Raw genomic sequence first — 23,915 nt, forward strand, 5'->3', positions numbered from 1 at the left:
ATGCTCACACCTCGTCTCGGGACAGCGGGCAGGACATACAGCGCGGACCGCCGCGGCCGGAGCCCAGCTCCGAGCCGCTGATGGTGACCACCTCGATACCCGCCTCGGTCAGGCGCGAGTTGGTCATCTCGTTGCGTTCGTAGGCCACGACCACGCCGGGCGCGAGGGCGAGGGTGTTGTTGCCGTCGTCCCACTGTTCGCGTTCGGCGTCGGGCCCCTCGCGGCCGGTGTCGATCACGCGCAGCTTCGGAATGCCCATCGCCGCGGCGGCGGCGGGCAGGAACGGTTCGGGTCCGGTGATGCTGATGCGCTCGAGGTCACCGCGTCCGGAGAAGCCGTCCTCGCGGCGGATGGTGAACGCCTCCAACGATTTCCGCACGCCCGGATACATCACCACCGCGTCGGTGTCGACCATGGTGCAGACCGTGTCGAGGTGCATGGTGGCCCGGTTCTGCGCGATCGGCACCACCAGTACGGTGTGCGCGAGCTCGTCGTCGAACAGGCTGCGCGCCAGCGCTTCCGCGCCCGCGGGGGTCGTTCGCTCGCCGACACCCACGGCGACAACACCTTTGGCGAGCAGCAGCACATCGCCGCCTTCGATCGGCGCGGTGTGTGACTCGTAGGCCCGGCGCACGCCGAGGAAACGTGGATGGAACGCGTAGACGAGGTCGGTGATGGAGGTCTCGCGGCTGCGGGCGGGCAGGGCCAGCGAGGTGATCGCGACCTTCGGGCCGACCCAGAACGAGGAATCGCGGGTGAACAGCAGATTCGGGAGCGGATCGACGACGAAATCGCCGCCGTGGTGCATGCGCCGCACCAGCGAGGTGGCGTCGGGGCCGAACGGCAGCTCGTCGAAGGTCATTCCGGCCATCAGGATGTCGGCGAGCGCGGGGGCGTCGAATTTGCGCAGTTCGGCGGCGAGCTGGTCGGCCAGGCCGTGGCCGAGCCTGCGCGCGTCGACTGCCGCCGAGATGCCCTGGATCCTGGCTGCCCCACTGGCGCTGAGGGTTTCGGTCAGCAGGTCTGCCAGTAACAGCACCTCTACGCCGCGCTCGCGCAGTACGGTGGCGAAGGCGTCGTGTTCGGCTTGTGCGCGCTCGACCCAGGGGATGCCGTCGAACAGCAGCTGGTCGTTGTTGCTCGGGGTGAGTCGGCGTAGTTCTGCGCCGGGGCGGTGCAGCAGCACCGTCCGTAGCTGGCCGACCTCGGAGGTGACGGTCAGGCGCGAGTCGGGGGCGGTTCCCATCTGCAAACCGTAATGCGAGGACCGCGTGTCTGCGAGCTGCAACGCGCTGGGTTCGGCCGCGGCTGCTCGTCGGTGACCGCCGCTCGGGCGCGTGTTCCGCCCATTTTTCGTACACGACACGAATACCTGAAGTATTGTTTAGGTGGTAGTGGGAGGAGCTATAGATGACGATGGCCGATTGGCAAACGAAGGAGCTGACCCCCGGGCAGCTATCCGATCGTAGTGGAGTTGCAGTGTCCGCGTTGCACTTCTACGAACGCGAAGGTCTCATATCGAGCCGTCGAACCAGTGGCAATCAACGTCGATATTCTCGCGAGACCTTGCGCCGGGTCGCCTTCATCCGTATCTCGCAGCGGGTCGGTATCCCACTCAGTGAGATTCGCTCGGCCTTGGACCGGCTCCCCGAGGGGCGCACCCCGACTCGTCGCGACTGGGAGAACCTGTCGACCACCTGGCGCGAGGATCTCGACGACCGCATCACCCAGCTCGTGCGCCTGCGCGACAACCTGACCGGCTGCATCGGCTGCGGCTGCCTGTCGCTCGGCTCGTGCAAACTCGTCAACGAGCACGACCGGCTCGGTGCGGAGGGTCCTGGTGCGCGCGTGCTCGATGTCCAGGTGAACTGCCCGCCGAAATCCGGCTGCGTATAGCTCTTGTCGGATGCCTCGGGCATCATCGCGGGTATGACTTCTCTGGATGCCAAGGCGAAGACTCTGCTCGAACTGCACCGTCCGGGAAATCCGGTGGTGCTGCCGACCGTCTGGGACGCCTGGTCGGCGAATGTCGCTGTGGCGGCCGGTTTTTCGGGCCTGACCATGGGCAGCCACCCGGTCGCCGACTCGATCGGCCGCGCCGACGGTGAGGGGATGAGTTTCGACGAACTCCTGGCCCGCGTCACCCAGGTCACCGCCTCGGTCGAGGTCCCGGTCTCGGTCGACATCGAATCCGGCTACGGCCTCGAACCGCTGCAACTGATCGACGGCCTGCTCGCCGCGGGCGCCGTCGGCCTCAATATCGAGGACACGGTGCACAGCGAGGGCAAGCGTCTGCGTTCGCCCGCCGAACACGCCGACCTGGTCCGCGGCCTGCGCGAAGCCGCCGACGCGGCGGGCGTGCACGTTGTGGTCAACGCCCGCACCGACCTGTTCGTGCGTCAGGACGGCGACGAGGCCGACCGCCTCGACCGTGCCATCGCCCGCCTGACCCTGGCTGCCGAAGCGGGTGCCGACGTTCTCTACCCGGTGGGCAAGCACGCCGACGCCGACCTGCGCCGGCTCACCACCGAGCTGCCGCTGCCGATCAACGCGATCGGCCAACCGGGTAGCCCGGCCAAGGACTACTTCGCCGGCCTCGGCGTCGCCCGCATCTCCTTCGGCCCGTTCCTTCAGGCCGCATTGGGCGCCGAGGCGACCAACCTGCTGGCTGCCTGGAAATAGCCGCTAGGCCTTACCTTCGACCTCCGCGGCGACGCCGTTGAGGATCAGTTCCAGGCCGAAGACGAAGTCGCCGTCCGCCGGATCGTCGGGCGGCGACTGGAACAGCGGTGAGGCGAACAGCGCGGCCGCCTGCGGGAGCGTGTGGGGATCGACCAGCCGGGCCAGCGCCGCGCCGTAGTGCTGGTTGACGTCGGCCTCGTCCAGGCCGGTGCCCTGCCTGGCGTCCGTCAATTGCTGGGTGAGCAGACTCGATTGCCGCACATGCATGTCCACCAGCATCACGATGCCCACTTTGGTCGCCCAATCGAGCTCGGTCGCGGCGAGGGCGCGCAGCGCGGCGTCCAGCCAACCGATCGCGTGGGGTCCACGGGGTGGTCCGCTGATCGGCAGTTGCGCGTGCCACGGGTGCGCGAGTAGGACCCCGCGAAGGGCGTGCGCCCATCGGCGCAGTCCGGTGCGCCACTGTCCGGGGTCGGAACTGATGTCCGGTGCGGGGCCCAGTGCGAGATCGGACATCAATTCGAACAGTTCGTTCTTCGAGCCGACGTGGCGATAGAGCGCCATCTTCGTGAAGCCGAGGGTCGAGGCGACTTCGGCCAGGGTCACCGCCCCGATGCCGCGCCGGTCGGCCAGCTCCACCGCGGCGCGCACGACGCGCTCGACGTCGAGCTCCGCCGGTCGGCCGAGCCGCGCTCGATCCGGTAGTCGCCAGAGTCTGCTCAGGTCGGCGGGCACCGGCTCGTCGGTCATCGCGGAGACTTCCTCCTGGGTTCGGGCAGCGTCGGTCGGCTGCGGGCACATACTATCCACGTGATTACTCTCCTTGAGATAGTATCCCAGGGATAATTAGTGCTGCCGCTATCCGAGAGGTTGGCAACCCGCATGACCGATCAACTGGTCGCCCCCAGACCGCGAGTACGCGACGTCGACGCGCTGCGCGGCTTCGCGCTCTTCGGCATCTTCGTCGTCAACATCACCTTCATGGCCTCGGGATATCCCGGCAATCTGGTCATCGATCCCGCCTTCACCTCGCCCCTCGACGACGCTGTGCGCGGCCTGTCGTCGGTGTTCGTCGACATGAAGTTCTACGTGCTGTTCTCGTTCCTGTTCGGCTACAGCTTCACGTTGCAGATGGAATCGGCGGCCGCCGCCGCAGTGGCCTTCGAACCGCGCATGCTGCGCCGGATCGCGGGGCTGTTCGTGCTCGGCGTGCTGCACATCGTCTTCCTGTACGGCGGCGACGTACTGACCACCTACGCACTGGCCTGCCTGGTGCTGTTCTGGATGCGGCGATGCCGGGATCGAACGGCGCTGCGGGTGGCCGTCGCGTTGTACGGCGTCGTGCTGGCGAGCCTGCTGCTGAGCGGGCTTTTCCTCGACACCGCGAGCTTCTTGCCCGCGCCGGAGGTGGCGCACGCGAACGCCGAACAGGCCACCTCGGCGATGCTGGGCGGCTGGGGCGACATCATCGGCCAGCACCTCGACGGATTGGTGTTGCTGATCCTGCAGGCGGTCAGTCTGCAGGGCCCCACCGCGCTGGCGATGTTCCTGCTCGGCATGGTCGCGGGTCGCCGGCAACTGTTCGCGCGGGTCCGCGGCGACGAACCGATCCTGCGGCGAATCCAGTGGGTCGGCTTTCCGGTGGGACTGGCGGGCAGCACGGTGTACACGCTCGGCGGGGGTACCGGGCACACGCTCGCGGTCGCCGTCAGCGTCGCCACCGCACCGTTGCTCGCTGCCGCCTACGTCGCGACGTTGCTGCGCTTGATGCACAGTCCGCGTACCGCGTGGATCCGCTCGGCGCTCGCGCCGGCGGGACAGATCGCGTTGACCAACTACCTGGGGCAATCCGCGATCGGCCTGGTGATCTTCACCGGCGTCGGATTCGGTGCGGCCGGCAGCTTGTCGCCGTTGGCGACGATGGGACTGGCACTACTCGTTTTCGTGGCGCAACTCTGGGTGAGCGCGCTGTGGTTGCGCCGGCACCGCTACGGCCCCGCCGAATGGATCCTGCGATGGGTGACCATCGGTCGCAGACCGGCTTGGCGAACGCTGCCGACCACGGTGAGTTGAGATACCCGGCGGTTGCGAACAAGTGGCGCACGGCGAAAGGCCGTGCGCCACAGCTCGTTCGACTATTCCTTCGGCTCGACGTAGCGCGGAAAGATCGGTTCCGGCGCGGGCAGGTCGAGACCGGGAACCAGGGGAGTGGCGATGTCGGCGAAGGTGCGGCCTTCCTGGGCGAGCAGGTCCAGGATCTTGGCCGCGGAGCCGGGCATCACCGGCTGGACCAGGATGGCGACGATGCGGACCACCTCGAGGGTGACGTAGAGGACCGTCGCCATGCGGGCGAGGTCTTCTTCGGTGCCCGACTTGCGCAGTGCCCAGGGGGCATTGGCGGAGAAGTAGCGATTGGTTTCGCCGAGGGTGAGCCAGATGGCTTCCAGGGCGAGGTGCATCTGCTGGACGTCGAACTCGGCGCGGCATTTGGCGAGCAGCCCGTTCGCGCGGTCGAGCAGCGCACGGTCTTCGTCGGTGAACTCGCCGGGGGTGGGGGACTTGGCGTCGCAGTTCTTGTTGACCATGGTCAGGCTGCGCTGGACCAGGTTGCCGAACTCGTTGGCCAGGTCGGCGTTGATGCGGCCCGCGATGGCGTCGTTGCTGTAGCTGCCGTCCTGGCCGTAGGAGATCTCGCGCAGCAGGAAGAACCGCACCTGGTCCAGGCCGTAGGTGGACACCAGCGAGAGCGGGTCGACGACATTGCCCGTCGACTTCGACATCTTCTCGCCCTTGTTGTACAAGAACCCGTGTACGAACACCCGGTCGGGGAGTGCGATCCCGGCCGACATCAGGAACGCGGGCCAGTACACCGTGTGGAACTTGGTGATGTCCTTGCCGATGATGTGCAGGTTGGCGGGCCAGAACTTCTCGAACGCGGCGGAGTCGGTGTTCGGAAAGCCCACGCCGGTCAAGTAATTGGTGAGCGCGTCGACCCACACGTACATCACGTGGTCGGGCGCGCCGGGGACCGGAACACCCCAGTCGAAGGTGGTGCGGGAGATCGACAGGTCCTTCAGCCCGGACTTGACGTAGCTGACGATCTCGTTGCGCCGCGTCGAGGGTGCGATGAATTCGGGCCGCTCCTCGTAGAGGGCGAGGAGCTTGTCCTGATACTCCGAGAGCTTGAAGAAGTAGTTCGACTCCTCGGACCAGGTGACCGGGGTCTTGGTCTCGGTGGACTCGCGGGTGCCGTCGGCGAGGAGGGTGGTCTCGTCCTCGTTGTAGAAGGCCTCGTCGCGCACCGAGTACCAACCCGAGTAGTTGTCGAGGTAGATGTCGCCATTGGCGAGCATCCGTTCCCAGATGGCGACGCTCGCGGCCATGTGGTCGTCATCGGTGGTGCGGATGAAGCGGTCGAACGAGATGTCGAGCGCCTTGTCCATCGCCTCGAAGACGTCGGAATTGCGGGCCGCGAGCTCCTGCACCGGGATGCCTTCGGTGGCGGCGGTCTGCTGCATCTTCTGACCGTGCTCGTCGGTGCCGGTCATGAAGAACACGTCGTAACCGTCGAGTCGCTTGAAGCGGGCGATCGCGTCGGTGGAGATGTACTCGTACGCGTGGCCCATATGCGGCACACCGTTGGGGTACGCGATGGCCGTCGTGACGTAGAAGGCGGGCGCCTCGGCGCCTTCGGCTGCACTCATGATGGGCACTACTCTAATCCGGGTGGCAAACACGAATCGTCCGGCTCCGCCTGTTCCGCCGCCGCTCGCGCCCCTGATCGACGCGCATACCCACCTCGATGCCTGTGGCGCAACCGATGCCGCGTCGACCGCGGCCATCGTCGACCGGGCCGCCTCGGCCGGTGTCGGGCACGTGGTGACCGTCGCCGACGATCTCGCCGCCGCGCAGTGGGCCGTGCGGGCCGCGAACTGGGATCCGCGGGTGTACGCCGCTGTCGCGTTGCATCCCACCCGGGCCAACGCCCTCGACGACACGGCGAAGGCCGAGCTCGAGCACCTCGCCACCGACCCGCGCGTGGTCGCGGTCGGTGAGACCGGCCTCGACTACTACTGGCCGGGCAAGCTCGACGGCTGCGCCGACATCGAAACCCAGATAGAGGGTTTCCGCTGGCACATCGACCTGGCCAAACGCGTGCGCAAACCGCTGATGATCCACAACCGCGAAGCCGACCACGACCTGCTCACGGTGCTGCTCGACGAGGGTGCGCCGGACACGGTGATCTTCCACTGCTTCTCCTCGGACGCCACGATGGCCGAGGCGTGCGTGGCGGAGGGGTACGTGCTGAGCTTCTCGGGCACGGTGAGTTTCAAGAACGCGCACGAATTGCGCGAGGCCGCCAAGCTGGTGCCCGACGACCAGGTCCTGGTGGAAACCGATGCGCCGTATCTGACACCGCACCCGTATCGCGGTGCGCCGAACGAGTCGTACTGCCTGCCGTACACCGTCCGCGCGCTCGCCGAAGTGCGGGAACAGGACCCGCAGACGCTGGCCGAGATCACCACCGCCAACGCGCGCAGGCTGTATCGGATTCGGTAGTCCGTTTCGCCGGATCGACAGGGGGCTGGACATTAAACGTGAGTCGGCTCACATTCCTCTGCTGACATCGTTATCTACCAGCGCGGTCTATATCGAATTGTGATCTACGATCCCGCTGTTCGGGCGGCCTGGTGTTGTCTACCGCGCACCGCGTCGTTATCGTCCTGTAATCATGTCAGCTTTTGCGCGGATCAACTCGTCACGTTCACCGCTGCTGTTCGCAGCGGTGGCGGCCATGCTGCTGATTCTTCTCGTCGGCGCCTCGCTGGCCATCGTGAACCACAAGACGGTCGCGATCGTCATCGACGGCGAACGGACCGAGCTCTCGACGATGTCGCGCGACGTGCGCGCCATCCTGGCCGACGCGGGCTACGAGATCGCCGAACACGACGAGGTGATCCCCGCCGCGAGCGCCAAAGTCGGCGACGGCGCCACCATCACCTTCAACCGGGGCCGCGAGATCACCGTCACCGTCGACGGTGTCGAGCGCAAGGTGTGGACCACCGGCACCACCGCGGGCGACGCGCTGGCATCGATGCAGATCCCGTCCGACACCCACGTGTTGCCCTCGCGCACCGAGAAACTGCCCCTCGCGGGTGCGGCGCTGAGTGTGTATACCCCGCGCACCATCGCGCTGGTCGACGGTGGCGCAGCCCCGGTCGATGTGCGCCTCGCCGCCGCGACCATCGGTGAATTCCTCACGGCCGCGGGCGTTCCGTTGAAGGACGAGGACTTCACCGAGCCCGCCGCCACGACCCCCCTCGCCGAGGGCATGCAGGTCGTCGTCACCCGGCAGCGCACCGAACAGCGCACCGAGACCCTGCCGCTCGATCCCACCGAAACGGTGATCGAGGACGTGACCATGAACATGAGCCGCACCGTGGTGGAGAACCCGGGGATGCCCGGTCTGCACGAGGCGACGTTCGCGGTGAAGATGGTGAACGGCGTCGAAGCCTCACGCGTGCAGGTGCATTCGAATGTGATCACGCCCGCGCAGAACAAGACGATCCGCAAGGGCGCCAAGCCGGGGACCGAGGTTCCGCCGGTGCGTGACGGTGCGGTGTGGGATGCGCTGGCCAAGTGTGAGTCGACGGGGAACTGGGCGATCAACACCGGCAACGGGTACTACGGCGGTATCCAGTTCGATCAGAGCACCTGGGAACGCCAGGGTGGCTTGAAGTACGCACCGCGCGCCGACCTGGCCAGCCGCGAAGAGCAGATCGCGATCGCCGAGGTGACGCGGGCACGTCAGGGCTGGGGCGCCTGGCCCGCGTGCACCGGGCGATTGGGAATCAGCTGACCGACGTTGACCACACTCTGAGCGGAAACCAATGAGATGGCCAAGATAGATTTTTCGAAGAAGGGCCCTGCTGATACGCCGTCGCTCGGCGTGAGGATCCTGCGAACGATCGGCAGAGTCCTCCGCTGGATCCTCGAACTGTTGCTCTGACGCTAGCAACGTTACGCGAGACCTGATGCTCGGTAATCGGTCATTCGTGATGTGTTGCTGCGGGTTTGGTGATCTTTGCGGTCATCTCGTGCACGCTGATCGCGGTTGTCATTGCTGATACACTGCACCGGCCGAGGGGAGGAATGGCATGGGTCGGTTAGTGAGCAAACTTGGTTGCGGTCTCGGCGTACTTGGGCTAGGGATCGCCGTGATCGGGTGTACTTCGTCGGGGAGAAGAGATTCACCCCCGCGATCTCGAACCTGACCGCAGCAGCTACTTCGTCGATGTCGCCCGCAACACGCCAAGCGAGCGTTACAGGCGACTGCTCGACCACCCTCGCATTGGATCGGGGTCGGCCGCAATATTCCGCGGCAACCTTCACTGTCGCTCCGGCCCGATCCGATTCATCGAGTGGCTTGACATCGCTGACGACGCTCGCCACCTCCTACACCGAACCAGCGACCGCGTTCGCATTGCACCGGGTGACGCCGGGGTACTGGCAACCGAATTCACCCGATGGATCGGTACCGAACTACGCAACCTCCACAATGGTCAAACGGCCGAACGACTGACAGGTACCTATTATGGGCGATAACGACGCGTTGAGGGCACATCCAGACGAGATCGCTGGCATTTCGGGGGTGTACCGCGACATCGGTACTGACCTGACAAGCATCGCTGGCTACATCAACAACCACGGCACTCCATCGAACAAGATGATGGGGGAGATCATTGCCGCCATTGTTCCGGCGGTGACCAACCTGCGTGACTCGGCGAATCAGTCGACAAAGAACTATTCTTCTGCAGCTGAGGGAACGGCAATCAACCTGAACCGGGCTGCATGGATGTACCACGACACGGATCAGCGAAATTATGCCGCACTAAACAGTCATACGATGAGCATCGCAGGCCGTGAAAGTGATTCGTCGATCGCCGGACAAGGGATCACCGAAAATTATCCAAATCCGGTCAGCTACACTGGGCCGGAAGGCATTACATTGCCGCCTCCGGATGGACTGGAAGAGAACCTGGTCAAGGCTATCGAGGACAAGACGGGCTGGCTGGGTGACTTCAATGAAGGAATCCGACTTGCGACTGACGACAAGTGGAGTCCACTTGGTCAGCTATTCGAACCCCTTGAGGGCAATTGGAATGAATTTCGTCGCCTCGGCGGTGCGTATCGAGCGTATGGGAATGCTATGGAAGCATCTTCTAAGAACGTCTCATGGAGCGCACTCCAGCTCGGAAATTTCTGGGATGGTAAAGCGGCGATCGCTTTCGAAAACTATGCACAGGATCTATCTCGCTCGATTCAGTGGTGGGGTCCAGTCGGTAGATCTGTTGATCATGTATTTACGATTATTGCAGAGGAAGTCACCAAGGGCTGCTTAGCTATCGCCATGAAGCTCAAGGACATGCTCGAGAAGGAGGTCGATGTCACAGATGGCAAGAACGTAGTGAAGATTGCATTGAAGAAGGTTCCTGTCTTGGGTACAACCTGGCAGCTGGTTTCTCTGGGTAATATTTGCCTCCAAGTATGGAACACGATTAAGCCAATTCTGGATAAAATTAGAGACCTGATTAAATCGGCGAAGAATCTCCTTGAGAAGATATCTTCAAAGGATAAGCCGAAAAGTGAGATGGGGCAGGTGAATGAAACGATCTCATCGTTCACCGACGACCTGGTTGACGCGCATAAGGTTGCGGTAATTAGTACCGAATTGAATCAGGTTTGGGAAAATTCGGATAGCCAAGATGGGGATCAGACCCGCAAGTTCAATGTAGGCACCGGCGCGAATCCCTGGGAGGGAAATTGATAGAGCACAACCTGGACCCTGAGATTGAGGAAGCCGTGGCTTCGGCGTTATCCGCTGCTGCGGACCTCGCAACTGCACGCATTCAATTGGACAATCTGGAATTGGATGACATCCTCACGCCGCTTGTCGTAGATGCTGCATTTTTGCAGCAACTGGCAAATGCGCAGGACGCATCGCGCGAGATGCAGGACTGTGCTCGTCAAGTATCGAATGGGCGACATTGGGAAGAGATCGAGCAGTGGGCGCGGCCGATGCCGCCCGAACTGGTTGCGATTAGAGGATCTGCTTCCTTCGAATGGACATTTCCGCCGTGCGCCGAGGAGCCAGTGCACGTGCCAGATTCGCCAGGTCACGGCTACTCGGCGTCAGACCCTTCTACTGCCCGATCCGAATCATTTCGCCCCTCGCCCGGGGTGGTTGGACCAAGTGACTGGCCAGACGACGAGGATGAGTACCCCGAAGAGGTGAGTTGGTTTGAGTAGCCGCATGTCTATGCGAGTGTCTATGCGAGTTGGATTGATGATGTCTATCGTCCCCTGTCTACTGCTGACTAGCGGATGTTCAGGCGGTCGAAGCGCCGCCCCAGAAGCTTCCAACGGGCACCCAGTCATCACCTCGTCGCAATCGACCTCGGGCAACAATGAGGGTATCTGCGGTTTCGTTACGGCAGCCGAAGTGTCTCAGGCGACGGGCGGTGATCAGCTGACCTCGAAGGTTATTTCGAAGGAAGACGGCGGATCGGTGGTAGCCAGTTCGTGCACATGGGGTGCCGACGGTATCGGCTTTCTTGATGCTGGATGGTGGATCGGGCAGCCGCTGAATCCAAATTCGAATCAACGGGACGACGAGCTCGCCGCGACACTTGGTTATCCCGCCGATCTCAACCCCTGGAATGGTAGTTCGTGCACCGTAGCGGCCGCCGTTTCCGTGTCAAAATCGGTAGGAGTAACGATTATCCCATCGGATTCTTCTCTCCAGGCAACCCCCCCGAAACCGGGTGACGACGTTTGTGCGAGGAATATTGAATTGATTGTCGGAATAATTGGTAAATTGGCGAAATCCTACGGGTAGTCAAGCGTCTGGTGCGCCCTGTTGCTGGCAGGACGACCCCGCGACCCGTCGCGAGTCGGCATCGACCGGTCAGTGCAGCGTGACGAGAGTGATCTGCGGCGGGGCGTCATATCCTGGCCGGGCCGTTTTGTGGTTGCGGCGTACTGTGCGGGCCCTCGGGTTCTGGGGTAACGTGCTCTCGTTTCCCCGAGTTCGCTGTGCTCGTGCGGTGGTCTCGGCTTGTTGACAATTCGACGGGCGGTTGGGGCGTCTTCGGTTTCGGGCTGGTGGCGTGCGGTTGCTGTGGTGGTGCTGTCGGCCGGAGCAAATCGCGCTCGGGACCCGCACGGGCAGGCGAGCTACGCGCCGGAACTGGAATTCCGTTACGACGCGCCCATCCTGCTGCCTATCGATGTCACCGACCGTACGGTGCTCGCCGCTGCACGCCGATCTGGTGGCGCAGCTCGCGGTGGGCGATGTCGACTTCGGATATCCACTCGATCTGTACACTCGTCCAAGATCTTGATCGCCTGGTAGAGAGGCCGACCCGTGCTGAAGAACCCGATCCGGGTCACTGTTGTCGCCGCGCTGGTCGCGAGCGCTTTCGCCTCAGCCGCGTACACCCCGGCGATGGCAGCGCCCCCCGGTTCGCTCATCTCGGTGCAGGCCGAACCCGCGGGCTGGCACGGGCTCGACCGTGGCTCGTCGGTCGAGTACTGGATGACCGACTCGGCCGGCGTCCAGCGCCCGGCCAGCGGCGCGATGTTCCTGCCCGAAGGTGACGCACCGGTCGGCGGCTGGCCGATCCTGGCATACGACCACGGCACCTCGGGCTCCGGCCCGGGTTGCGGTGGTCAGGCCGATCCGGAGACCGCGCCCTTCCAACAGCAGCGCGGGGGGGAGGACCGGCTGCTGAAGCGGTTCGTCGACCAGGGCTTCGCCGTCGTCGCGCCCGATTACCTCGGCCTCGGCCGATTCGACACCGGCCCGCACCCGTACCTCGAGGTGCGCAGCGAGGCAACTGCGACGATCGATCTGGTCCGTGCTGCCCGCGCCGCCAACCACGACCTCTCGCGCACCTGGAGCGTGCTCGGCGTTTCACAGGGTGGTCACGCGGCGCTGAGCGCGGCGCACGTGCAGGCTGAGTACGCCCCTGAGCTCGACTTCCGTGGTGTCGCCGCGATCGACCCAGCCTCGGACGTGGAGAAGATCCTGCCGTTCGTCAGCCCGACGACGCCGATGGTGCCGGGGCTTTCCAGCGCCACCACCTCGTTCATCGTCAGCATCCTGGCCGGTCTGCGCGCCACTGACCCCGCGCTCGACATCGACTCCTACCTGACTCCGCGCGGCAAGGAAATTGTCGACGCCGCGGGCAGCCAGTGCCTGGACGAGATCCTTGCGTCGACCAAGGGCGTCACCTCCGCCGACCTGCTGGCCCGCCCGCTCGCTCCGCTGCGCGATCCGCTCGCGGCCTACATGATGCTGCCGACCAGTGGTTACGATGCCCCGATCCTGTTGTCCATGAACGTCGCCGACATGGTCGTGCCGTCGCCGCTGCACGCGGCGCTGGTCGCCCAGTTCGCGGCCAACGGCGTCGACCAGCAGGTGGTCCTCGGCAACGGCCAGCACGGCTCGGTCTCGCCCGAGCAGCTCGCCGCCATCGACGGTTTCCTCGCGCGCGCCAACGCCGCCCCGACACAGCGCTGAGCTGCCCGATCAACGAGGTTGGTAGGTTCTAGCAGTGTCCGAACCAGAGAATTCCGCTCGAGGTAGCCGTGCCGCCTTGCTCGGTCCCGCCGAGGTGCGGACCCTGGCCGAGCGTTTCGGTGTCCGACCCACCAAGCAGCTCGGACAGAATTTCGTGCACGACGGCAATACCGTGCGGCGCATCGTGTCCGCGGCGGGTGTCGGCGCGGGTGACACCGTGCTCGAGGTCGGCCCGGGTCTCGGCTCGCTGACCTTGGCGCTGCTCGACGTGGTCGACCAGGTGGTCGCCGTCGAAATCGACCCCGTGCTCGCGAACTATCTGCCCGAAACCGTCGCCGATCGCGCGCCGGGCCTGGTCGAGCGTCTGCGCGTGGTCGAGGCAGACGCGCTGCGGGTGCGTCCGGAGCAGTTGCCCGCCGTACCGACCGCGCTGGTGGCGAACCTGCCGTACAACGTGGCCGTGCCGGTGCTGTTGCACCTGCTCGCGACGTTGCCCAGCATCATGGTGTCGCTGGTGATGGTCCAGGCGGAAGTGGCCGACCGGCTTGCCGCCGAGCCGGGGAACCGGGTGTACGGGGTGCCGAGTGTCAAGGCGGGTTTCTTCGGAAAGGTCCGGCGGGCCGGTCACGTGGGGACGCAGGTCTTCTGGCCGGTGCCGCGCGTCGAATCGGGTCTGGTGCGGATCGACCGATACGCCGAAGCGCCGTGGCCGATGGACGACGCGCATCGCAGGCGGGTGTTCGAGGTGATCGACGCGGCGTTCGCGCAGCGGCGAAAGACGTTGCGGGCGGCGCTGTCCGGGTGGGCGGGCTCGCCTGCCGAGGCCGAGCGCCGGCTCGTCGCCGCCGGGATCGATCCGACGGCACGGGGCGAGACCCTGGAGACGTCGGCGTTCGTCCGGTTGGCTGCGACGACCTGATCGGCGCGAGCGGTACGCCCGCGCGGCGAATCGTGGGCTCCCGCAGGAGAACCCGCAGTACACCGGCCGTTCACCGGCGCGGGTTGTGGTGCCCCTGTGAAAGCAATTGTGGACAACCGGTTTTCGCGGCACTCGGAGTTGATCATGATCGGCGGGTGGCGCTCCCGGTGGAACCCGGAAATTTGTGTCGCACCACGTCGGGGGAAAGATGTGGATGACGTTGTGGATGATTCGTGACGCGTCCTGACGTGGGTGAACCCACGGTGAACGGGGGCGTTGTCGCGAACCGGGTCGATGCTGGGCGAGCTGGACGCGCGCGGCGCCTGCTCGCCCAGCACAGGTGGAGTCAGGCGCTCAGCGCGTAGCCCGCTTCGTCGACCGCGGCGGCAACATCGGCGTCGGCCAGTTCGCCCGAGCTGTCGACGCGAACGAGGCCGCTGGCGAGGTCGACCTCCACGCCGGTGACGCCATCGATCTTGCCGATCTCCTGCTTGACCGAGCTCACGCAGTGTCCGCAGGTCATCCCCGTGACGGTGTAGGTGGTGGTGGCCATGGCCGGCTCCTTCGCTCTTCCAACATACGGTCCAGGGGTATGTCCCCGACACGAACGAACATACCCCCCAAGGGTACCTGGCGCAACCCCTCGGCCGAGTGCCGGGCATTCGGCGTGCGTACTAGTCGGTGGAACCTATTACGCTGGGGAATCGTGCTGTCAGTTGTGCCCAGCCCGGTCGTCGTGCGAGCTCCGTCGAAGGTGAACCTGCATCTCGGAGTCGCTGATCTGCGCCCGGACGGATACCACGACCTGACCACCGTGTTCCAAGCATTGTCCCTCGCCGACGACCTCCGTCTGGCCCCCTCTGCCTCGCTCTCCGTGCGGGTGAGCGGCGAAGGCGCCGCCGAGGTGCCCACCGATCGCACCAACCTGGTCTGGAAGGCCGCGGTCCGCCTGGCGCATCTGGCGGGCCGTGCCCCGCTGGTCGAGATCGCGATCACCAAAGGCATCCCGGTGGCCGGTGGTATGGCGGGCGGCAGCGCCGACGCGGCCGCGACCCTGGTCGGGCTGAACGAGCTGTGGGACCTCGGCCTGACCCGTGAGGAACTGTCCACGATCGCCGCCGAACTCGGCAGCGACGTCCCGTTCTCCCTGCACGGCGGCACCGCACTGGGCACCGGCCGCGGCGAACGCCTGCTTCCGGTGCTGTCGCGCAACACCTTTCACTGGGTCCTCGCGCTGGCCAAGGACGGTCTGTCCACCCCCTCGGTCTTTCGCGAACTCGACCGGCTACGCGCCGAAGGGGAGCCGCCGCGCCTCGGTGATCCCCAGCAACTCATGCAGGCACTGGCCGCCGGCGACCCGCACACCCTCGCGCCGCTACTCGGCAACGACCTCCAAGCCGCGGCACTCTCCCTGAAACCGGAACTGCGCCGCACGCTGCGCGCGGGCGTCGGCGCGGGCGCCCTGGCCGGGCTGGTCTCGGGGTCGGGGCCCACGTGCGCGTTCCTCTGCGAATCGGAGGAGGCCGCGATCGGTGTCGCCGCGGAGCTGGCAGGCGCGGGCGTGTGCCGCAGCGTGCGCACGGCCACCGGTCCTGTTCAGGGCGCCCGCGTGCTCGACACCGAGGCACACTCCAAACGCTGACGACCACCAGCTCAGTCCGGCCGCCGCGGTGCCGGTCAGAGCGACCGGCGGCGTCCACTATGATCGCAATCAACAGATCTCGCACGAACATGGGTAATTCACCGGGAACGGGCCAACTGGTCCAGCAATCCCCCCGTCGGACGCCGACGCACCGCAACCCCGCACCTATGTCTGGCCTGAAGTCGCGGAGAGGCGGCAATGCCCAACCTGATCAACCTGGAACAGGTCTCCAAGAGCTTCGGCGTCAAGCCGTTGCTGGATGACGTCTCCCTCGGAATTCACGCGGGGGAACGGATCGGGGTGGTGGGCCTCAACGGTGGCGGTAAAACCACGCTACTCGAGGTCCTGACCGGACTGGAGCCGCCCGACAAGGGCCGGGTGAGCCGAGTGGGCGGGCTGCGGATGGCCGTGGTCACCCAGCGCGGCGTGCTGCCCGAGGGCGCCAGCATCGGTTCGATCGTGTTCGCCGGGCTGTCCGACGACCTGTCGACCGCCGACATCGCCGATCACCAGTGGGCCGCCGACTCGCGCGTGCGCTCGATCCTCGAAGGCATCGGCATCGCCGATCTGGGCCTGGACACCCTCGTCACGAACCTCTCCGGTGGCGAACGCCGCCGCGTCGCCCTGGCGGCGGCGCTGGTGCGCGACCTGGACCTGCTGGTCCTCGACGAGCCGACCAACCACCTCGACATCGAGGGTGTGCAGTGGCTGGCCGAACACCTGGTCGCCCGGCGCACCGCGCTCGTCGTCGTGACCCACGATCGCTGGTTCCTCGACACCGTCGCCAACCGCACCTGGGAGGTCGTCGGCGGCAAGGTGGAGGTCTACGAGGGCGGCTACGGCGACTGGATCTTCGCCCGCGCCGAACGCGCACGTCAGGCCGACGCCTCGGAGTCGCGCAGACAGAACCTGGCCCGCAAGGAGCTGGCCTGGCTGCGGCGCGGCGCCAAGGCTCGCACCTCCAAACCGCGCTATCGCGTCGAGGCCGCCGAGGCACTGATCGCCGATGTGCCCGCGCCGCGCGACTCGGTCTCGCTGGCCGCGTTCGCCCGCAAGCGCCTGGGCCGCGTGGTGATCGAACTCGAGGATGCCGCCCTCACCACCCCTGACGGCCGGGTGCTGGTCGACGACCTCACCTGGCGGCTCGCGCCGGGCGAGCGGGTCGGCCTGGTCGGTGTGAACGGGTCGGGCAAGACCACGCTGCTGCGCGCGCTGGCCGGGGAGACCGAACCCGCCAAGGGCAAGCGGATCCAGGGCCAGACCGTGCAGATCGGCTGGCTGCGGCAGGAACTCGACGACCTGCCCACCGATATGCGAGTGCTGGAGGCCGTGCAGCAGGTCGCACAGCGAATCATGCTCGGCGACAAGGAGATCTCGGCCGGTCAGCTCGCCGAACGGCTCGGTTTCACCCCGGCCCGCCAGCGCACCCCGGTCGGTGACCTCTCCGGTGGTGAACGCCGTCGCCTGCAGCTCACCCGCATCCTGATGGCCGAGCCGAACGTCCTGCTGCTCGACGAGCCGACCAACGACCTCGACATCGACACCCTGCAGCAGCTCGAGGATCTGCTCGACAACTGGGCGGGCACGCTGGTGGTGATCAGTCACGACCGCTACCTGGTCGAGCGCATCTGTGACTCCACCTGGGCCCTGTTCGGCGACGGCAAACTCACCAACCTGCCCGGCGGCATCGATTCCTACCTCGCCAAGCGCGCCACCATGGCAGGCAACGCCAAGCCGCTCACCGCGAAGACCGGTGGCACCTCGACGGATTCGTCCGACCGCCGCGCCGCCCGCAAGGAACTGTCGAAGGTCGAACGCAGCATCGCCAAACTCGACGAGCGCGAACAGAAACTCCATGCCGCCCTCGCCGACGCCGCGACAGACCCGGACAAGCTGGTCAAGCTGGGAGCCGAGCTGAAGGAAGTCGTCGCCGAAAAAGAAGCGGCAGAAGAGCGCTGGATGGAATTGGCAGAAGCCGCCGACCAGTGATCTCGCACGCACATGGGTAACTCCCGGGGTACGGGCTGACTCGGCGGGAGTCCTGCTGTCAGCCGCCGACGCTCCGTGACCGCGCACTCGAGTCCGGCCCGAAGTCGCGGGGAGGCGGACCAGTGGTTTCGCGACCGTCGTTGATGACGACCGGTAAACACGTCTGAACGAAGTCGGCGCCGAATTCGGTGAGCAGGATGCTGCGGTAGCTCACCTTCGTACCGAAACCGGGGCGCTTCAACGCCTCCCGCACCTGCTCCTGGGCTTCGATGACCTGGTAGCGGTGCGGGTTGCCGACGGGTTCGCGGGTGGACTCGATGAGCCCGAGCCTGCGCAGGTTGGGCAGGTACTGCGGCACCCGGTTCGGAAACCGCAGGCCGGCGTGGTCGCCCAGCATCGTCAGTCCACTGATCAACCGCTCGCCACCGAACGCCCGCTGCCGCCCGGTGCGCACATCGATGGCGGGCTGCGGCCCGTCGACGTGCAGGAAGCGCAGGATCCGTGCCTCGTCCGGCGTGATCTCGGCGAGAATCCCGGGATAGGCCGGATGGGTGTCGGGCTGTGCGGCGGTGGTGCTGGCGGACAGCCGCAGCAGTTCGGCGCCCTGCTCACGCAGAGTCGGCGTGCCGTCCTCGCGGTGGTGTTCGGCGCCCGTCGGCAGGCCGAGGGCGTGCCGGAGCCGGTCGCGCACTTCGGTTTCCGCTTCGGCGAGCACCTCGTTGGGCGGGTTGCCCGCCATGCTGCCGCGCAACACCGTGACGGTCACCCCGAGCGCGGTGTCCAGGGTCCACAGCGTCATTCCCGAGGCGGCGGTCAGCGCGACGCGCGCCACCCCGGTCGCAGCCCGAACCGTGCGCACCGGTGAGACGGGCAGCAGGCCACGCCTGTCGTGGGATACCTCGAGCGGCGGTACCGATCGTCGCACCATGTCGGTGGACGGGGTCCCGTCGTCTACATCCATGTCGTCGCTACTCCTGTTCCGAAGACCAGGATGTGAGCGTATCCGGCGAGCAGTCCCAGCGCGCCGCCATGGACAAAAAGCAACCATTCGTCCTGTTTGATCGCCGAGCGCAGCATGTCCACGAAGTCATGGGGAGAAAGTGCGGACATTTGCCGGGCGATGTAATCGTTGACCTGCCTGCTCTGCTGAGCATTGAACGCGGGGTCGGCGAACGCCATGGGCGCGATCGTCATGGCTTGCGTGGTGAGAGTTGTTTGCAGCGAGTCGTATTCGCGGCTGCCGAGCATGAACTTCACCGCGGGCCGCGCGGGCCCGAGCGCACGGTCGGCGGCCGGGCGCAGGGTGTCCTCGAGCATCTGCAGGGTCCGGTCCGAGCGCGGTCCGTTGAGCAGTTCGTCGCCGATGTTGGCCACCGTGACGACCTCGGTGGACACCAATGCCGCGTAACCCGCGGTGATTTCGGGCTGGCGCTTGATCAGCAAACCCTGCCGCCACGGGCACCACCACTTCGGTGTGGCGGGCGCGAAGATCATGTTGATCCCGATCCAGTTCACCACCCAGCCGATGACGATCCCGCCGACCGGCAGCACGACCAGCGCCGAGAGCCCGGTGGTGTGCAGTGCCAGCACCAGCAGCAGGCCGCAGGGTGCGCCGAAGTAGAAGCCGAAGTTCTGCATGAACCGAAGCTCTTTGGCGCCGAGTACCTGGAACAGCTGGTTGAGCAATTGGGGTCGGGCCTGGAAGTAGCGGATCACCATCTGCTTCACATCGAGCAGTTGATCGATATTGGCGCCGAGTTCCATGGTGAGGTCGCGCAGGATCTCCGGCAGTTGCGAACGCACCCGCTGATGGATCATCTCCCTGACTTGAACAGGCAGGTTGTACCAGAGCTGCGGGTGTTCGCGACGCAGGATCACCTCGACGATGTCGCGGATCTGCGCGTCGGCCACCTCGGCCAGATGTTCGGCCAGCTTCTCCGGGTCGAGCTCGCGATAGAAGTCGGCGACGCTGCCCAGCTTGGACAGGCCCTTGTCGACCGCGATGCTGGCCATCTTGTCGGCACGCGAGGGCACGATGCCCTGCCAGCCGATCCGGCCGTCATAGCTGAGCAGCGGCAATACCTGGATCCGCTTGGGTAGATAAGGGAAGACCGCGCGCAGACCGGGCAGTCGGAATCCGTGGAATTTGATCGGCTGGAACAGCATGAGAATGCCGGACCAGTTGGTTATGTAACCGATAATTCCTGTGAAAAGAGGAATGGTCAGAATTTCTAGCAGGAGTGTCGGGTGTAACCCGAACACACTCTCCAACACGACACGCCCTCCTGCCGATACCCGGTGACCACCGCCTCACCGAGAACCAAAAATTTATCACCCCCGCGGCGAGGTGACCCTACTGTGAGATGAGGAACTGGGTCCATTCGTCGTGTGTCAGGCCACAGGGTAGTGTCTGAGACATCAGTCACAGAACCTGTCCCGAATGACGTACTCGTCTTGGCGAGTCGGACACAATGACCACCACCACCTTTCGTGACAGGCCACAAATACCGTGCAGAGGGGACGCGCGGTAGGTGGTGGCACTGTTCACATGGCGAGACTTCGGAGTAGGACGTGACAGACGACAGGACCGGACAGGACCTGGCCCGTGCCGGTACCCGCGCCGTCGAGCGCAGCTCGGACGTCGAGCAGCGACAGATCAGTAATGAAGCACGGCTGATCCGTGGCGTCTTCCGCGCCGCCGGATTGGCCGCCGGTACCGCGGTGCGCGGCAGCCAATGGGCTGTCGGCACCACCTACGAGGTCACCAAGGAGCTGGCGCAGGCGGCGCTGGACGGCGAATCCTCCGCCGATATCGCCGAGCGCACCGGCAATGCCCTGCGCTCCATCGCGCGCAGCGCACTCGGCGTCACCGAGGGGTCGGTGCGCGAGATCGTCAGCTATGTGCCGACGCCGAACGGTTCGTCGCAGCAGGCCATCACCGTCGGCCCGTACCTGCGCTCGGCCACTACCGATGACCTGCGGCGACGTGGCGACGCGCTGTTGGCCCGCTCGGCCGACGTGTACTTCACCGAGGACGTGCACCCGGCCTACGACCGCATCCTCGACGAGGTCGCTCCCGACGAGGCCCGCATCCTGCGATTCATGGCCCTCAACGGTCCGCAACCCTCGGTCGACGTGCGCACCAACCGCCCGCTCGGCATCGGCTCGGAGCTGGTGCAGGGCGACCTCACCTCGGTCCCCGAACAGGCGGGCGTGCGCTACCCGGACCGCGCTCGGTCCTACCTGATCAATCTCAACCGCCTCGGCCTCACGCTCACCTCCGACGATCCGGTGGTGCTGAGCCGGTACATGGTGCTGGAAGTGCAGCCCGTCGTGGAACACGCGCTCAAGAAGGCGGGCCGCGCGCCCAAGATCGTGCGCAAGAGCCTGCGTCTGTCGGAATTCGGCGAGGATTTCTGCCGCACCTGCTTCACCATCGGGTAGCTCAGACAGCCGGGCCGGCCGGCGCCGGAGGTCACACTCCGGTTTCGGCAGTGATAGCGATCTGATACAGAACGGGCGGCGAGCCGTTTCTGGTGGGATCGTGGAGAAATGGAGCAGGGCCCGGAATCACCGAACGTGCACGTCGACGAACCTGTCGCGGCCGCATGGGCAGGGCCTGCGCCGGTGCTGCCCGGCGAGGACGAGCCGTTGGTCGCCGGGTCGGACTCGGGGGAGGCATGGATGGTGACAGCGCCGTCGGACGACGACGAACAGCCCACACCCATCGAGCGCCCGCCGGACGACCCTGACGATCGCATCGCGATCGGCAGGCTGAAATACCGCTATCTGCGCAGCCTGGACACCAAGTCGTGGGACGAGTTCGCCGATACCCTGGTCCCCGAGGCGACGGCCACCTATAGCGAGTATCTGCAGTTCGAGTCGCGCGAGGCCTTCCTGGCCTTCCTGCGCAACACCCTCGGACCGCACGTGATCACCGAGCATCGCTGCGACCACCCCGAGATCGATGTCGACGGCGACACCGCCTCCGGCACCTGGTACCTGGCCGACACGGTGATCATTCCCGAACACAACATGTGTCTGCGCGGCGCGGCCTTCTATACCGACAGCTATGTGCGCTGCGAGGACGGGCACTGGCGCATCTCGCACACCGGGTACGAGCGCACCTACGAAGTAGTGCTCTCGCTCAGCGATCTGCCCAGCCTGCGGCTCACCGCGAGCCGCTGGGGAATGATCGCCCAGGAGAACCACATCTCCTCGGTGGAACGCAATCCCGGGCCTGCTGCCTGAACCTCCGGCCCAGACAGCGTCAGTCCGCGGTCGCGACCAGCGGTTCCAGCGTGAGTTTCGGGTGTTCCTTCTCGATGTACTGCAGCCGCCACTTGTCGCTGAACAGCGCCAGGATCACGCCGTCGGTGCGGGTGAACACCTCGACCCCGCGCTGGCGATCCAGTTCGGGCGCCGACTCCGCGTCGGTGCGCCGTGCCAGCGTGAAGGGCAGGAAATCCAGCTGGGTCTCGACGTTGAACTCGCCCTGCATCCGTGCGGTGACCACCTCGAACTGCATCGGACCGACCGCGGCCAGCACCGGGGTGGCGTCACCGCGCGCGTCGTTGCGCAGCACCTGCACCACGCCCTCGGAATCGAGCTGGTCGATGGCCTTGCGGAACTGCTTGTACTTGCCCGCGCTCTGCGCGCGCAGCGTCGCGAAATGCTCGGGGGCGAAGCTCGGGATCGGTGGGTACTCCACCTTCTTCTCGACGAACAACGTGTGACCCGGCGCGAGCGCGGTGGCGTTGACCAGGCCGACCACATCGCCGGGGTAGGCCGTGTCGACCGTGGTGCGCTCGCGGCCGAAGACCGTCAGCGCGTATTTGGTGGCGAACGGGCGACCGGTCTGCGCGTGGGTCACCACCATGCCGCGCTCGAATTCGCCGGAGACGATCCGCATGAACGCCAACCGGTCGCGGTGGGCGGTGTCCATGCCCGCTTGCACCTTGAACACCACCGCGCTGAACGGGTCACCGGTCGTGCGTTCCTTGCCCGTCACGTCCTCGCGTGAGCCGGGCGCGGGCGCGAGCTGCACCAGCGTCTCGAGCAGTTGACGCACACCGAAGTTCAGCATGGCCGAGGCGTAGATCACCGGCGAGGTCTGGCCCGCCAGGAACATCTCCTGATCGTGGTCCTGCCCGGTCGCCGAGAGCAGTTCGCTCTCCTCGGCCGCGGTCGTCCACGCCTCACCCTCGCGGGCTTCGGCTTCGTCGGCGGTCAGGTACTCCTCGGGTGCGATGGTCGCGCCACCGGCGGTGCGGGTGAAGTGGATGTACTCGGCGGCCTCGCCTTCCGGTCCGCGACGCAGCAGGCCGCGGAAATCGCCCGCGATGCCGACCGGCAGGAACAGCGGTGTGGGGGTGAGGCCGATCCGCTCGCTGATCTCGTCGAGCAGTTCGAGCGGGGCCTGACCCGGCCGGTCCCACTTGTTGATCACGGTGATCACCGGGATGCCGCGGTGGCGACACACCTGGAACAGTTTGAGCGTCTGTGGCTCGAGGCCCTTGGCCGCGTCGATCAGCATCACCGCCGCGTCGACGGCGGTGAGCACCCGGTAGGTGTCCTCGGAGAAATCGGAGTGGCCGGGGGTGTCGACGAGGTTGATCACATTGTCGATATCGGACCCGGCGGCGCGGTAGTTGAACTGCAGCGCGGTCGAACTGACCGAGATACCGCGCGCCTTCTCCATTTCCATCCAGTCCGACACCGTCGACTTGCGACCGGCCTTGCCGTGGATGGCGCCCGCCTCGGAGATCATCCTGGCGTGCAGGGCCAGCGCTTCGGTGAGCGTCGACTTACCCGCGTCGGGGTGCGAGATCACGGCGAACGTGCGCCGACGGGCCACCTCGGCGGGTAACCCGCGGGGGGTGGGGGCGACGTTCTCTCCGGACTCGGACAAAGGGGAGCCTTTCGGTGGGGGCAGCCTTTCCAGGGTACGAGGGGCTGAAGGGGTGGTCACAGGGGGGATCAATTGTTCGGTAGTCCCAGGAGGTTTGACGCTGTGTTTTTTGGAGCGCTGGCGCGCTCGAGTCGCGGCCCCTGGGGGTCGCCGGTTAGCCACCGGGGCTTGCTCCTTCGTCGCGTAC

At 65.9% G+C, this 23,915-nt stretch carries 20 protein-coding genes; 13 read left to right on the forward strand and 7 right to left on the reverse strand.

Features of this window, described 5'->3' with window-relative positions; genetic code table 11:
- Window positions 1–4: 4 nt before the first annotated feature.
- Complete coding sequence (gene arcA, locus ACWFRF_RS33215) at window positions 5–1,246, reverse strand: arginine deiminase (RefSeq protein WP_378663679.1); 1,242 nt, start codon at window positions 1,244–1,246, stop codon at window positions 5–7.
- A gap of 164 nt (window positions 1,247–1,410) precedes the next feature.
- Between arcA and soxR the strand changes: the two genes are divergently transcribed.
- A complete protein-coding gene (soxR, locus tag ACWFRF_RS33220) occupies window positions 1,411–1,896 on the forward strand; it encodes a redox-sensitive transcriptional activator SoxR (protein ID WP_101465780.1) in 486 nt (161 codons plus the stop codon).
- A 33-nt stretch (window positions 1,897–1,929) separates the two neighbouring features.
- Window positions 1,930–2,682, forward strand: a complete 753-nt coding sequence (locus tag ACWFRF_RS33225; protein WP_452454068.1) for an isocitrate lyase/PEP mutase family protein — start codon at window positions 1,930–1,932, stop codon at window positions 2,680–2,682.
- A 3-nt stretch (window positions 2,683–2,685) separates the two neighbouring features.
- On the opposite strand, the gene ACWFRF_RS33230 is transcribed toward ACWFRF_RS33225, so the two are convergent.
- Window positions 2,686–3,483 (reverse strand): TetR/AcrR family transcriptional regulator, encoded by a 798-nt coding sequence (locus ACWFRF_RS33230; RefSeq protein WP_387445895.1) that lies wholly within the window; start codon window positions 3,481–3,483, stop codon window positions 2,686–2,688.
- 81 nt (window positions 3,484–3,564) lie between these two features.
- Here ACWFRF_RS33230 and ACWFRF_RS33235 point away from each other — a divergent pair, with 81 nt between their 5' ends.
- The gene (locus tag ACWFRF_RS33235; protein WP_452454070.1) at window positions 3,565–4,755 is read left to right on the forward strand and encodes a DUF418 domain-containing protein; all 1,191 of its coding nucleotides are present in this window, start codon (window positions 3,565–3,567) and stop codon (window positions 4,753–4,755) included.
- Window positions 4,756–4,817: 62 nt separating this feature from the next.
- Here ACWFRF_RS33235 and metG read toward each other — a convergent pair whose 3' ends face one another.
- A complete protein-coding gene (metG, locus tag ACWFRF_RS33240) occupies window positions 4,818–6,386 on the reverse strand; it encodes a methionine--tRNA ligase (protein WP_452454072.1) in 1,569 nt (522 codons plus the stop codon).
- 1 nt (window position 6,387) lies between these two features.
- Here metG and ACWFRF_RS33245 point away from each other — a divergent pair, with 1 nt between their 5' ends.
- From ACWFRF_RS33245 to rsmA, 6 genes are all read left to right on the forward strand, one after another.
- The gene (locus tag ACWFRF_RS33245; RefSeq protein WP_452454081.1) at window positions 6,388–7,242 is read left to right on the forward strand and encodes a TatD family hydrolase; all 855 of its coding nucleotides are present in this window, start codon (window positions 6,388–6,390) and stop codon (window positions 7,240–7,242) included.
- A gap of 172 nt (window positions 7,243–7,414) precedes the next feature.
- Window positions 7,415–8,542, forward strand: a complete 1,128-nt coding sequence (locus ACWFRF_RS33250) for a transglycosylase family protein (protein WP_378993213.1) — start codon at window positions 7,415–7,417, stop codon at window positions 8,540–8,542.
- Window positions 8,543–9,277: 735 nt separating this feature from the next.
- Window positions 9,278–10,510: a type VII secretion target gene (locus ACWFRF_RS33255; RefSeq protein WP_452454074.1), complete on the forward strand. Its 1,233-nt coding sequence runs from the start codon at window positions 9,278–9,280 to the stop codon at window positions 10,508–10,510.
- Window positions 10,507–10,992 (forward strand): hypothetical protein, encoded by a 486-nt coding sequence (locus ACWFRF_RS33260; protein ID WP_452454076.1) that lies wholly within the window; start codon window positions 10,507–10,509, stop codon window positions 10,990–10,992. Before ACWFRF_RS33255 ends, ACWFRF_RS33260 begins: the two co-directional genes overlap by 4 nt.
- Before the next feature lie 1,117 nt (window positions 10,993–12,109).
- Window positions 12,110–13,267 carry an alpha/beta fold hydrolase gene (locus ACWFRF_RS33265; RefSeq protein ID WP_452454078.1) on the forward strand — a complete coding sequence of 386 codons (1,158 nt, stop codon included), beginning with the start codon at window positions 12,110–12,112 and terminating at the stop codon, window positions 13,265–13,267.
- A gap of 34 nt (window positions 13,268–13,301) precedes the next feature.
- Window positions 13,302–14,186, forward strand: coding sequence for a 16S rRNA (adenine(1518)-N(6)/adenine(1519)-N(6))-dimethyltransferase RsmA (gene rsmA, locus ACWFRF_RS33270; protein ID WP_378993208.1), 885 nt, complete (start codon window positions 13,302–13,304; stop codon window positions 14,184–14,186).
- 346 nt (window positions 14,187–14,532) lie between these two features.
- On the opposite strand, the gene ACWFRF_RS33275 is transcribed toward rsmA, so the two are convergent.
- Window positions 14,533–14,739 carry a heavy-metal-associated domain-containing protein gene (locus ACWFRF_RS33275; protein WP_378993206.1) on the reverse strand — a complete coding sequence of 69 codons (207 nt, stop codon included), beginning with the start codon at window positions 14,737–14,739 and terminating at the stop codon, window positions 14,533–14,535.
- A 153-nt stretch (window positions 14,740–14,892) separates the two neighbouring features.
- Between ACWFRF_RS33275 and ACWFRF_RS33280 the strand changes: the two genes are divergently transcribed.
- Window positions 14,893–15,828, forward strand: coding sequence for a 4-(cytidine 5'-diphospho)-2-C-methyl-D-erythritol kinase (locus ACWFRF_RS33280; RefSeq protein ID WP_378993204.1), 936 nt, complete (start codon window positions 14,893–14,895; stop codon window positions 15,826–15,828).
- A 198-nt stretch (window positions 15,829–16,026) separates the two neighbouring features.
- A complete protein-coding gene (locus ACWFRF_RS33285) occupies window positions 16,027–17,817 on the forward strand; it encodes an ABC-F family ATP-binding cassette domain-containing protein (protein ID WP_379312869.1) in 1,791 nt (596 codons plus the stop codon).
- A 58-nt stretch (window positions 17,818–17,875) separates the two neighbouring features.
- Here ACWFRF_RS33285 and ACWFRF_RS33290 read toward each other — a convergent pair whose 3' ends face one another.
- Window positions 17,876–18,778, reverse strand: a complete 903-nt coding sequence (locus ACWFRF_RS33290) for an Abi-alpha family protein (protein ID WP_379312871.1) — start codon at window positions 18,776–18,778, stop codon at window positions 17,876–17,878.
- Window positions 18,769–19,983 (reverse strand): hypothetical protein, encoded by a 1,215-nt coding sequence (locus ACWFRF_RS33295; protein ID WP_379312872.1) that lies wholly within the window; start codon window positions 19,981–19,983, stop codon window positions 18,769–18,771. Before ACWFRF_RS33295 ends, ACWFRF_RS33290 begins: the two co-directional genes overlap by 10 nt.
- A 405-nt stretch (window positions 19,984–20,388) precedes the next feature.
- On the opposite strand from ACWFRF_RS33295, the gene ACWFRF_RS33300 reads away from it, so the two are divergent.
- Together ACWFRF_RS33300 and ACWFRF_RS33305 are read left to right on the forward strand one after the other, a co-directional pair.
- On the forward strand, window positions 20,389–21,261 hold the full coding sequence (locus ACWFRF_RS33300; RefSeq protein ID WP_378993200.1) for an Abi-alpha family protein: 873 nt from the start codon (window positions 20,389–20,391) through the stop codon (window positions 21,259–21,261).
- Window positions 21,262–21,501: 240 nt separating this feature from the next.
- The gene (locus tag ACWFRF_RS33305) at window positions 21,502–22,068 is read left to right on the forward strand and encodes a nuclear transport factor 2 family protein (RefSeq protein ID WP_452454083.1); all 567 of its coding nucleotides are present in this window, start codon (window positions 21,502–21,504) and stop codon (window positions 22,066–22,068) included.
- A 19-nt stretch (window positions 22,069–22,087) separates the two neighbouring features.
- Here ACWFRF_RS33305 and ACWFRF_RS33310 read toward each other — a convergent pair whose 3' ends face one another.
- Complete coding sequence (locus tag ACWFRF_RS33310; protein WP_378636033.1) at window positions 22,088–23,728, reverse strand: peptide chain release factor 3; 1,641 nt, start codon at window positions 23,726–23,728, stop codon at window positions 22,088–22,090.
- Window positions 23,729–23,915 lie beyond the last annotated feature (187 nt).

It is taken from the genome of Nocardia sp. NPDC055165 (assembly GCF_053606985.1).